This is a genomic window from Geminicoccus roseus DSM 18922, assembly GCF_000427665.1.
Taxonomy (GTDB): Bacteria; Pseudomonadota; Alphaproteobacteria; order Geminicoccales; family Geminicoccaceae; genus Geminicoccus; species Geminicoccus roseus.
The window spans coordinates 3,461,004-3,473,087 of record NZ_KE386572.1; the positions used below are offsets into that span (position 1 = coordinate 3,461,004).

A 12,084-nucleotide genomic window follows, 5' to 3' on the forward strand; every position below is an offset into this window, starting at 1 on the left:
CCCATCGATGCCATTTTGATGGGTATCGGTGAAGGAGGAGTACGATCATGCGTCTCGTCGTTCTGATGCTCGCCACGCTCGCCATCTCTGCGGCCGCGCTGCCCGCCATGGCGGCCTGCCCCTACAAGGAACAGGTGGCGCAGTCCGATCCGCATGCCGGGCAGGATGCGAAGACCAAGCTGCCGGTCCAGCAGAGCCGCGGCTGAAACCTGGGCATGATTTAGGTCGGCCCCCCGGTGGCTGCAGGCACCGGGCCGGGCCGATCATCCCCATGACTTGATCGTTCCTATTGTCGCAGCGGCGGCGCTGCGCCTTTCGTCTCGCTTTCGTCTTGCCTAGCTCGACGGAACGCGACGAAGGGGAATACCGGTGAGGCTGGCAGTTGGACTGGTGGGCAATGCCCACGGCGTTGGTGCCGGACTGGTCAAGGCGGAACTCGATGTCGTTTCCCGGTCCGACCTTCCGGGCGAGCCCGCGGCACCGGCCGGGACGCGTGCCGTCACGGGCGAGCGGGCCTTCTTCGAAGCGCTGGAGTTCCCGCGCTGCATCGTCCTCGATCTGGCACCCGGTCCGCTCGTCGACGAGGTGATCGAGGCGATCTATCCCTGGCTGGAGCCGGGGGACGTCGTGCTGGACTTCACCGGCAGCTACTGGGTCGACACGCTGCGCCGCTTCCGGCGGATGCGTCACCGCTCCATCTACCATGTCGACGTGGCGAGCGTCGGGCGCCGCAAGGAAGAGCACCTGCTGGTGGCGGGTGATCCGGAAGGCGTCGACATCGCGATGCCGATCCTGGGCAGCCTGACCCCGCCCGAGCGGCTGATCCGCAGCGGCCATGCCGGGACGGCCCATTTTGGCCGGGCGCTGGGCGATGCCGTGGCTGCCGCGGTGACCCAGGTTCGGGGCGAACTCCGCCAGATGCTGGAAGCGCTGCCGCTCGAGCAGGATGTCGCGGCCATCCTAAACGCCCTGGTGCCGGAGCGCGCGCCGCCGGACGGACGGGCGCCCTGGGTGCTGGACGATGCGGTCCGGCTGGAGGCCGCGACGCCGCTTCTGGCGCAGGCGATCATGCTGGAGCGGGCCGAGCAGCTGGAGCAGCATGTCCTACCGCTGACCTTGCCGCGGGTGGGTCCCTATCAGGATCCCGAAGAGATCCTCTGATTTTCCGGTTGCCTGGACGGCTCCCGAGGTGACACTCGTCGGGAAAAGGCCATCGAGGGGGGCGCCATGAGCAGGCTGTCGGACGAACTTGCGTACCAGGGCGTGACGGAGATCGCCCGCCGGATCCGTCAACGCGAACTGTCGCCCGTCGAGGTGGTCGACGCGTTCCTGGAACGGATCGAGCGGCGCAACCCCTCGATCAACGCCCTGACCTTCGTGGATCCGGAAGGAGCCCGGAAGGAGGCGAAGGCGGCCGAGCAGACCCTGATGTCCGGCGGCGAGATCGGGCCGCTGTTCGGGGTCCCGGGCGTGCTCAAGGACCTGTTCGACTTCAAGCCGGGCTGGCCGGCGACCGTGGGCGGCATCCGGGCGCTGGAGAAGTTCCGCCCGGACATGACCTGCATGTTCGCTGACCGGGTGCAGAAGGCCGGCGCCATCCTGCTGGGCAAGGGCAACAGCCCGACGCTGGGCTTCCGGGGGACCTGCGACAACTACCTGTTCGGCCCTTCCCGCAATCCCTTCGATCCCAGCCGCAACACCGGCGGCTCGTCGGGCGGCAGTGCCGGGGCGGTGGCCGATGGCCTGGTGCCGTTCGCGGAAGGAACCGATGGCGGCGGCTCGATCCGGATCCCAGCCGCCTGGTGCGGCATCTACGGGTTGAAGCAGTCCTGGGGCCGCGTGCCGGTGGTGACCCGCCCGAACGCGTTCGCCGGCACCGACCCGTTCATCTTCGAGGGGCCGCTCACCCGCAGCGTCGAGGATGCCGCGCTCTTGCTGACCGTCCTGAACGGGCCGGACGACCGCGACCCGTTCAGCCTGCCGGAGAAGCTCGACTTCACCGGGGCGCCCGCGCGCTCGATCAAGGGGATGCGGATCGCCTGGAGCGCCGACCTCGACGTCTTCCCGGTCGACCCGGCGGTGGCGGACGTGGTGGCCAGGGCAGTGCGGGTGTTCGAGGAGGCGGGGGCGATCGTCGAGCCGGTCAAGCTCGGCATCCGGCGCGGCCATTACGAGCTGGCGGAACTGTGGTGCCGGCTGATCGCGCCGCTCAACGTCGGCGCCATGGAGATGTTCAAGGCGAACGGCCTGGACCTGATGCGCGACCATGCGGGCGACTTCCCGCCGCAGCTGCTGGACTGGATCCGCAAGGGCTACGATCTCACCGGGCTGGACATCGCCCGCGACCAGGCGATGCGCACCGAGATCTTCGACGCAATGCACGGGGTGATGGAGACCTACGACTTCCTGGTCAGCCCGACGCTCGCCTGCACCGCCGTGCCCAATGCCGAGGACGGCGACACCAAGGGGCCGGCGGAGATCAACGGCGAGAAGGTCGAGCGGCTGATCGGCTGGTGCATGACCTATTTCTGCAACTTCACCGGCCATCCGGCCGCCTCGGTGCCGGCGGGGCTGACGGCGGAGGGCTTGCCGGTGGGCATGCAGATCATGGGCCGGCGCCATGCCGACGCGGACGTCCTGGCCGCGAGCGCCGCGTTCGAGCGGCTGCAGCCCTGGAAGGACAGCTACCGTATCCCGGCAGGGCGAACGATCCCGGCCTGAAGCGCCGGGCGGAGGACAGCGCGTTGACCAACCATCTGTTCGGCCAGTTCCGGGCCGCCATGGCGGGCACCGAACGGGTGCTGCTGCAGACCGCCGACGGACCGGCGCTCACCTGGGGCGGCATGCTGGAGGTGAGCGGCCGGATCGCCAACCTGCTGGTGGCCGAAGGGATCCAGCCGGGCGACCGGGTGGCCGCGCAGGTGGAGAAGTCGATCGAGGGGCTGCTGCTCTACCTGGCCTGCGTGCGGGCGGGTGCTGTGTTCCTGCCGCTCAACCCCGCCTACACCGATGTGGAGCTGGACTACTTCATCAAGGACTCCGAGCCGCGGCTGGTGGTGGTCGACCCGTCGCGGGTGGCGGGGGTGGTGGGGATCGCCTACGGGGTCGAGGCGACGCTGCTGACGCTCGGCGCCGATGGGCAGGGCAGCCTGATGGCAGGGGCGGCCGAGCAGGACCCGGCGTTCGAGGACGTGGCGTGCGGGCCGGACGACCTGGCGGCGATCCTCTACACCTCCGGCACCACCGGCCGCTCCAAGGGCGCCATGCTCAGCCACGAGAACCTGGCGTCGAACGCCCGCGTCCTGGTGGATGTCTGGCGCTTCACCGACCAGGACGTGCTGATCCACGCCCTGCCGATCTTCCACACCCATGGCCTGTTCGTCGCCACCAACACCGTGCTCAGCGCCGGCGCCTCGATGATCTTCCTGCCGCGCTTCGAGCCGAAGCTGGTGCTGGCGATGATGGAGCGGGCCAGCGTGCTGATGGGGGTGCCGACCTTCTATGTGCGGCTCCTGAACGAGGCCGGGCTCATCCAGGAGACCGTGCGGCACATGCGGCTGTTCGTGTCCGGCTCGGCGCCGCTCCTGGCGGAGACCCACCGGGCCTTCCAGGAGCGTACCGGCCACGCCATCCTGGAACGCTACGGGATGACCGAGACCAATATGAACACGTCCAACCCCTATGACGGCCCGAGGCTGGCCGGGACGGTGGGCCTGCCGCTGCCGGGGACGGAGCTTCGGGTGGTCGACCCGGAAAGCGGCCAGGAACTGCCGGCCGGCTCGATCGGGATGATCGAGGTGCGCGGGCCGAACGTGTTCCAGGGCTACTGGCGGATGCCGGAGAAGACCCAGGCCGAGTTCCGCGACGACGGGTTCTTCGTGACCGGCGACCTCGGCCTGTTCGATGAACAGGGCTATGTCCAGATCGTCGGGCGGGGCAAGGACCTGGTGATCACCGGCGGCTACAACGTCTATCCCAAGGAGGTCGAGGAGGAACTCGACCGGCTGGACGGCGTGGTGGAGAGCGCGGTAATCGGGGTGCCGCATCCCGACATGGGCGAGGGGGTGGTGGCGGTGCTGGCGGTCCGGCCGGACCACCGCCTGAACGAGCCGGAGGTCCAGGCGGCCCTGGCCGCGCGGCTGGCCCGCTACAAGCTGCCCAGGCGGGTCCTGTTCGTGGACGAGCTGCCGCGCAACGCCATGAGCAAGGTCCAGAAGAACATCCTGCGCGAGCGCTACGCCGCGACCTTCGCGACCTGACCGCAGCCCGCCCGGCGGCAGCATCGAGGCCGGAGCCGGGCACTTCTTCCCCATGACGGGCGACCAGTTCCCGGCTCCGCGATGTTCGGAGCCGGGCGCGCCCGGCTGCGCCCCGCCCACCGGCCGGCGCCAGCCTTGCAAGCTCGCCTTGAAGATGATCGGCGGCCATGCCGGACACTGTCCGATGGTGGTCTGCTATAACTCCCGATCTGGCAACTCGTTCCATTCGTTTGGGAAATTCCGGAACGAGATGATTATTGGCCACTGCGACAACAGTGACCAATGACTCTTCCGGAGACACAGGGAATCAATATTGCGTGATTTCCGATCACAAAAATGAATAGAACGGCAGCAATACTTTTTTTCCTATCACCAACCCCAAACCGCCTGAATTCCAAGGCCGTATATCGATCGGGCAGAGCCAGAATGTCGCGAGTTCAAGGACTACTGTTCGCAATCCTGCTGTCGATCGTGGTCGGCTGTTCCGGCACCCCGACGGTTGCCGCGACGTCCAATCCGATACCGCCAGGCTACCTCAAGACCTACGGCAACAAGATCAGGGACATGCAGAACCACAACATCCGGATCCTGGGTGTGAACTGGTTCGGTTTCGAAACGGAGACCATGACGCCGCACGGGCTGTGGGCGCGCAACTACAAGTCGATGATCAGCCAGATCGCCTCGATGGGCTTCAACACCATCCGGCTGCCGTTCTCCCTGGCCATGCTGTCCGGAACCGTCGCCGATGTCGGCGGCGTGCACATGACGCTGAACCAGGAGTTCCAGAACAAGACGCCCTTGCAGATCATGGACGCGGTGATCGCCTATGCCGGCCAGGAAGGCCTGCGGGTGCTGCTCGACATGCACAGCATCGAGCCCGACGAAAACCAAGGCAAATGGTACAGCGCCACCCGCACCGAGGCGGACTGGATCAACGGCTGGAAGTTCCTGGCGGCGCGCTACGCCAACAACCCGACCGTGATCGGCGCCGATCTGTTCAACGAGCCGTCCGGGGCCTGGGGCACGGGTGCTGCCGACGACTGGGCGCGGGCCGCGACCGCGGCCGGCAACGCGATCCACACGGTCAACAACAAGTGGCTGATCGTGGTGGAAGGCGTGCGCTACTGGAACAACACCTGGTACTGGTGGGGTGGCGGCCTGCAGGCGGTGGCGACCATGCCGATCGTGCTGAACACGCCCAACAAGGTGGTGTACTCGCCGCACGACTACCCGCCGTCGCTGCACGAGCAGCCCTGGTACCAGGACCCGAACTACCCGAACAACCTGCCGGCGGTGTGGGAATCGCACTGGGGCTTCATCGAGACCCAGAACATCGCGCCGATCCTGCTGGGCGAATTCGGCTCCGGCCTCGCCACCACCCGTGACAACCAGTGGGCCGACACGCTGGCCGCCTACATCAAGTCCGAGAAGCTGGACTGGGCCTACTTCGCCTTCAACGCCAACGGCCAGCCGACCATGGGCGTGCTCAACCCGGACTGGACCACGCTGAACCCCAGCCGGCAGACCTACCTGCTGAACCTGATCAGCAACACCAAGATCTAGCACGACGCTGCACCGGGCAGGGCCTCAGGCCCGCCCGGATCGCCGCGACCTTTCTTCCTGGCCGACGCCCCGGGTCCCGCCCGGGGCGTCGTTTGCCGGCCAGGATCCATCCTCCGGCCAGTCACTCCCTCCGCCGTTCAGGAGATGGGCCTCGACCAGGGCGCGCATCGGGCTTGGCCAGCGCCCGGCGATCCCGACGCGCAGCCGCTCCAGTTCCGCCGGCCCGGCCTGATCCGGCGAGGCCATCCCGGGCGGCGGGAGCAGGGCCCGGGTTCGTTCGTGCAAAACCGGGCCGGCGATCATCGCCTGCCCGTCCCCGCCATCCGGCCCGGGCTCGGGTTCGTTCGTGCGGATCGCCACCTGGTCCGGTTCGCCCGTTTGATCCGGTACCGGCTCGCCCGCGCCCCCGGGCATCGGCTCGGGTTCGTTCGTGCAATCCGTGCCGGAGGGGCGGGCCAGCTTGTCCGGGAGGCCGTCCGGGTCCGCGGGCGGGCGCGGGATCGCCTCGCTCGGCACGTAGAGGGCATCATCCGGGGCGTCGGCCTTGCCGGCGCGCAGCTGGACCAGCTGGCGATGGGCGCGGCCATAGGCGTTCTGCGCCTGGGTCAGGTAGCGGATCGCGGTGGCGAGCGTGCCGCGCTTCTTGTCCTGATCGAGACGCAGGGTGCGCATCATCAGGTCGTCGTCGCCGACCACGCTGCCCCGCGGCAGGACGCACCAGAACTCCCGCTCCATCCGCTCGGCCCGCTCCACCCGCCACAAGGCGTTGACCATGCGTGCGCAGATCGCCGCCTCCAGCACCGAGGCCGGCCGGAACTCGTCATGGATCGCGTCGCGCAGCATCTCGAAATGATCCTGGTCCTCGTCCTCGATCAAACAGTTGCCGGCCGAGCGCAGGCCGTACAGCCGGGCGTTGATCGCGGCGCGGGCCTTGCCGGCCTCGCTGGTCGGGCCGTGGCTGCGGCGGCCGTTGGCGCGGGAGGCTTCCTGCTGGGCGGGGGAGGGGTTGCGGGGCATTGTTTCGTCCGCGGTAAGGTAATGATCCTTCGATAGGAATATAGACACAAAACCGCCGACGCAACAAAAACGCAGAGCCCCAATGATCTGGCTGCGAACGCCAACCCAAACGCAGGAGGATGCTTGGGCCGTAGCAGCGGCGTCAAAAAGATTGACGCTATCAAAAGCCACAGTTTCCCACATGCAGCCGAACCCAACGGGGATCTGCCGTTAGAGTCCAGGAGTCTTCACCTGCTTGAGTCGATGAGGCAAAGGGATCTAAAAGGCGCCTACATTATCAGAAGCTGCCTCTCAAATAAAATTGGATCGTAGTGATCGAATAGATCCCGCGACAAACCCAGTTTGCAGAGAAGACCCCGCAAGGCATTCATGCACTACTCAAATGAGTTGAAGCGATCCGGCAACTCAGATTTGCGAATAGGGAGGGCGCATCTGCTCCGCAAGCAACTAGCGCAGCTGCCGCCTGAGCTCGCCAATCGAGGTCTCCTGGCTCGACAAACTTTCTCCGTAGCTCTCGTACAGTCTGCAGCACGGCTTCAGCCCAAACCCGAAATTCATCAAGATCCCAGTACGAGACCCGACTAAGGGAAGGTAAAGCGCCTACAAGCGCGGTCTTGGCAGGAGTGACCAGCACAGAGATGATACTGGCGGACTTAGCTTCAGGTAAATTAGAACGAATCCAGTCAGGATGGGATGCCGCTTGGCGAGCTTTTGTAGCATCAACCTGGGCGCCAACAGGCTTCGCATCAGCGTGATCCTCGAAAACTATGCAAATATTCTCGACTATCCACCAAGGATCAGGTGAGGCATCAGATTCGCGCTTCCCCACAGAAAATCCTAAATGCCTTCCTAATAAAACTTGAGCCTGCTCAAAGTCATTTGATGAATTTATGCCAGTTCGGATAGCATTTTCTCGCTCAGTAAAAGATCTGTTTGTAATTGTACCAAGTCTCACAAGGTTACTCTCAAGTTGCTCAATTTGGAGCATTGTTATTGAATTCTGCATCTCCTCCCTCGACTCGACTGCATCCGTGCCATGAGATAGCTTAACCATCCAAGGAATGCCTTTGGCGGCCTCCTTAGCACTTCTAAACTGCGCTCTAGCTGGCTGCTCGAGGTTTGTATGGCCCTCTCTAACAGCAATTTCCGCCGCGCTACCGGCTAAGTAATGCCAAAGCGCCCGGTAACCGCGGAGTAAGGGATCGTTCAATTTTCCTAGAACTTCGCGAGCGTGGTCAAGTGCCTGGACATGGTCGCCTTGCCACATTCGTTGTTGATATTTCACCTCGTACGCTACTGCACTATCAAGTTGATCCATTGCCGGAAAGCTAATTTGTGTTGCTACGGCTCGGGCATCAATAATCTGCTGGTTAGCTTGTTCCCAATCAACGCCATGTTCTATAAAAATCCGGAAGTTCTCAACAATATCTGAGTTATCGACTTGTGTTGACTGATTGATGCCGAACTCAAGCTCAGCCTGTAGCTCGGGATGAAAATAGGATCTACGCTTCGGATTAGTTAGATAGTCAGGAAGTTCCTCGCCCGTTACGACAACAGCAGAGTAATCATTTAGACCCCGGGTACAGCGGCCTACAGCTTGCAGTACCCTTGTCTGAACACGCTCGTTGAAGAGCAATTGAGCACCCATGCGATTCATAAGAAAGCGTTCTTGCAAATTTGTAGCGCGAGGCAGGCCCTCAACAAATAATAGACGGCAATCGTCTCCGGGAAAATCTATACCATCATATCGATTTGCAACTACAGCGACAGCCTTTGGTAGTGAAGTAAAGGGGGTTTTTGTAGCCTCAATATCATTAGCTCCCATAGTTGGAAAACCGAGTGAGCTATTAACATCCGCGCGTACAGCATCTGCAGTAGCGTTACTGGGAGAGAGAACAAGACTACGACCTGCTGCATTCATCAACGAATGTCGGAGTCGGAGTATGGCATCATCCTTCAATGATCTTTCAGGAAATATAAAGAAACGCCTCCCAATTCCTTGTTTGTCCCAGCCGTCAGGAATGGGAAGCCGCTTGATTTTAGTGCGGCCAGTCAATCGTTCCAGGTCGCCTCCCGCTCCAAGCGTTGCCGACATATATACACGCTGCGTTGCGTTCTCGAATGGAGCGTGACTCCATGTCGGAGGGATCAAAGGTCGCAGTAATACTTGAGAAGATCCTACATAAATATGGCATGAAGTAAGATGATCAGATATCATCCGCCACGAATATTTTTGTTCATTGCCGTTAATATTAGCATTTATAACTGATCGGAGTTCTTCTTGGATCGTCAGAAGTTGGTTGGTTGGCAATTTGTCGACCCAGAATTTGTCATCAACGTTGTCCCAGTGTCCAGTTAGGCGAGTATATGATACATCGTCGAGAACAGATTTTAGGACTGAACTTACTGCTGCGAACAGGTTCGCATCGTCAGTATTGAATCGATCTATTGTGACAGTCCAGTGACTAGCAATATACTGTTCTGATGCATGGGCGTCGTCAATTATGATGACATCGGGATTTCTAAAAAACGGATTAGAGTTAAACAAGCCGTTGAAAGTAGTAACAGCGATACGCTCCGCATTTGAATATGCTCCCTTTGCCTCCTGGGACAGTTCTCGTACTGGACCTGCCATATTCTCTACAGCAATTCCGTATTTCTTTGTGGCCTCTTCAACTACCTGATTGACCAACTGACGGGTCGGGCAAAGATAGACTACTTTTTCATTGTACTTTCTTCTACGCCACTCCGCGAGCAATAAGCCAACTAGGGTCTTCCCGCTGCCAGTTGGAAGTTGGAGCGCAACATCAGGTTCGTTTTGTGCGTCAGCATGATATGCACGCAGCATTTGCCCTTGATGATCAAACAAGCTCGGGTGCGTTCGACGAGGAAGATCGCGAAATAATTTGTCTGGACTATCTGGAACTGAGCTGGAAATGGGTGGTGCTTTGAATGCCATCTGTCCGGTTCCTCTATCTACTATAGAATTGCTATATTCTGGCTGCGTTGAGTTTTAGTGGCGCAAGAGTGGGAGTTCAACCATTTGCCATTTGTTCTTGGTGTTTTTCTCCGATATGGGCTTCGCTAACGACATTAATGTGGGAGGTAAATAACCTTGGCACTACTCCTAGACATCGCATCCCTGCGGGAGCAGATCGAGGCGCTTCCCATCGAGACGTTCGCTCCTGGTACGACCATTCTCTCCGCCGGGACCAGCACCGGCAAGCTGTTCATCCTGGCTTCCGGACATGCAAGGGTCGAGAAGGACGGGGTGCCGATCGGGGAGCTGACTGAGCCTGGCGCGGTGGTCGGGGAGATCTCGGCGCTGCTCGGGCAGACGCATACCGCCGACGTGCGCGCGGTGGAGGAATGCAGCTTCCGGGTGGCGGAGGCGGAAGCATTCCTGCGTGGCGATCCGGTGGCGGCGCTGTTCGTGGCGACGATCATGGCCAGGCGGCTGGCCAGCGCCAACGACGCGCTGGTGGAGGTGCGCCGGGAGATCGCGGCGGGCAAGCCCAAGGGGGTGATCGGGCGGGCGCTCGACAGGCTGGCGGACAGCCTGCGGATGGATACCGACCCGGAGCTGGCGAAGTACATGTATGGGGGGTGGATCTAGGGCGAAGGTCACCGGCCGTCCGGGACGGCCGGGGCTGGGCGTCAAAGCTGCGACTGGACCGGCAGGATGCTGATCAGGCGGGCCAGCAGGCGGCGGGACAGGCTGGCCTCGGGCTCGGCGCGCAGGGTTTGCGGCAGCGCGGCGGCGCGGTCCTGCCAGACGAGGACGCCGGAATCGGCCTGGACCTGGTAGCTCTTTTCCGGCGAGGTCTCGTCGGCGAAGTTGGCGCGGACCTGGGCCACCAGCTCGGGCTCGGTGAACAGGACGCCCATCTCGCAGTTCAGCGAGCGGGAGCGCGGGTCGAAGTTCATCGAGCCGATGAAGCCGGTATGCTCGTCGACCGTGAACGCCTTGGTGTGCAGGCTGGCGCGGCTGGAGCCGAACAGGGAGATGTTCGGTCGGTGCTGGTAGGGCTTGAGCTCGTAGAGGCGCACCCCGGCGGCGGCCAGCGGATAGCGGCAGCGCATGTAGGCGCCGTGCACCGCGGCGACGTCGGTGGCGGCCAGGGAATTGGTCAGCACGCCGATGTCGACGCCGCCCTTGGCCATGCGCGCCAGCTCGCGCATGAACGCCTCGCCGGGAATGAAGTAGGGCGAGATGATCTCCAGGCAGCGGCGCGCGGCCAGGATCTCCGGGCGGATCGCGTGCATCAGCCAGTTCTGCTGACCGGAGCCGGCGGCCTTTTCCGGCGGGTCCCAGAGGATGCGGGCATGCTCCGTCCAGCGCAGCTGCCGGGCGCCGTCCATGAGGTCGCCCAGTGCCAGGGCGGCGCGCTCCTGGTAGGGCCGGCAGCGCTGGTCGGCGCTGGTCCGGGCCAGGCGGGAGCGGGCATAGTCCAGGCCGACCTTGCGCGGGTAGGCGAAGGCGGTGAGCGGGATGGAGACGTCGCTGTTCCAGAACGCGTCGAACACATGCTCGGCCTGGGCCACGGCGTCGCCGACCATGACGACGTCGAGGTCGCGGAAATTGGCCTCCTCGTCGGCGTCGAAATAGGCGTCGCCGATGTTGCGGCCGCCGACCACGGCCAGCCGCCCGTCGACGATCCACGCCTTGTTGTGCATCCGCCTGGTGATCCGGAACGCGCGCAGGATCATCTCGATGCCGCGGCGGACCTGGTCGGAGCGGTTGCGCGCCGGGTTGAACAGGCGGACGGAGATGTTGGGGTGGTGGTCCAGGGCGCGATAGGTCTTGTCGCGGCCGCGGGTGTTGATGTCGTCGATCAGCAGGCGCACGCGCACGCCCCGATCGGCGGCGTCCAGCAGCTCCTGGGACAGAAGCCGTCCGGTCAGGCCGTGCTCCCAGAAATAATACTGCAGGTCGAGGCTGCGCCCGGCCATGCGGGCGGAGCGGGCGCGCACCGCGAAGGCGTCCAGGTTGTCCTCAACCAGCAGGAGGCCGCTCTGGCCCGGATGGTCGGCCAGCAGCGGCGCCAGCAGCCGGTCGAGCGGGGTGGCGTCGTCCTGGACCGGCAGGGCAGTGGTGGGGGTGCCGCGGGCCCGGCGGGCGAACCGGCCATAGGACCACACCGCCAGGAACGAGGCGGCGACGAAGCAGGCCACCACGATGAGGAGGACGAGGAGCGGCTGCATGCGTCGGGCTCAGGATGGTCGGCCTAGCACCTCCGGGTGC

9 protein-coding genes are annotated in these 12,084 nt (G+C 63.4%); 6 read left to right on the plus strand and 3 right to left on the minus strand.

Translation table 11 applies throughout. The annotated features are described in order from the left end of the window. Positions 1-47: 47 nt before the first annotated feature. From GEMRO_RS34310 to GEMRO_RS0117315, 5 genes are all read left to right on the plus strand, one after another. Positions 48-206, plus strand: a complete 159-nt coding sequence (locus GEMRO_RS34310) for a hypothetical protein (protein WP_157505621.1) — start codon at positions 48-50, stop codon at positions 204-206. A 163-nt stretch (positions 207-369) separates the two neighbouring features. Next, positions 370-1,161, plus strand: coding sequence for an NAD(P)-binding domain-containing protein (locus GEMRO_RS0117300; protein ID WP_084507082.1), 792 nt, complete (start codon positions 370-372; stop codon positions 1,159-1,161). Between the two features lie 66 nt (positions 1,162-1,227). Further along, on the plus strand, positions 1,228-2,721 hold the full coding sequence (locus GEMRO_RS0117305) for an amidase (RefSeq protein ID WP_027135018.1): 1,494 nt from the start codon (positions 1,228-1,230) through the stop codon (positions 2,719-2,721). 23 nt (positions 2,722-2,744) lie between these two features. Beyond that, positions 2,745-4,259 (plus strand): malonate--CoA ligase, encoded by a 1,515-nt coding sequence (locus tag GEMRO_RS0117310; protein WP_027135019.1) that lies wholly within the window; start codon positions 2,745-2,747, stop codon positions 4,257-4,259. Positions 4,260-4,685: 426 nt separating this feature from the next. After that, entirely contained in the window at positions 4,686-5,822 is a 1,137-nt protein-coding gene (locus tag GEMRO_RS0117315; RefSeq protein ID WP_027135020.1) for a glycoside hydrolase family 5 protein, read from the plus strand. Positions 5,823-5,846: 24 nt separating this feature from the next. Here GEMRO_RS0117315 and GEMRO_RS0117320 read toward each other — a convergent pair whose 3' ends face one another. Together GEMRO_RS0117320 and GEMRO_RS33625 are read right to left on the minus strand one after the other, a co-directional pair. Continuing rightward, positions 5,847-6,839, minus strand: a complete 993-nt coding sequence (locus GEMRO_RS0117320; protein WP_027135021.1) for a hypothetical protein — start codon at positions 6,837-6,839, stop codon at positions 5,847-5,849. 367 nt (positions 6,840-7,206) lie between these two features. After that, positions 7,207-9,798 (minus strand): DEAD/DEAH box helicase, encoded by a 2,592-nt coding sequence (locus tag GEMRO_RS33625; RefSeq protein WP_084507819.1) that lies wholly within the window; start codon positions 9,796-9,798, stop codon positions 7,207-7,209. A 156-nt stretch (positions 9,799-9,954) separates the two neighbouring features. Between GEMRO_RS33625 and GEMRO_RS32795 the strand changes: the two genes are divergently transcribed. Then, complete coding sequence (locus tag GEMRO_RS32795; protein ID WP_051329176.1) at positions 9,955-10,455, plus strand: cyclic nucleotide-binding domain-containing protein; 501 nt, start codon at positions 9,955-9,957, stop codon at positions 10,453-10,455. 41 nt (positions 10,456-10,496) lie between these two features. Here the strand turns inward: GEMRO_RS32795 and GEMRO_RS0117340 are convergent, their stop codons facing one another. Next, entirely contained in the window at positions 10,497-12,044 is a 1,548-nt protein-coding gene (locus GEMRO_RS0117340; protein WP_035485515.1) for a phospholipase D family protein, read from the minus strand. Between the last annotated feature and the right edge of the window lie 40 nt (positions 12,045-12,084).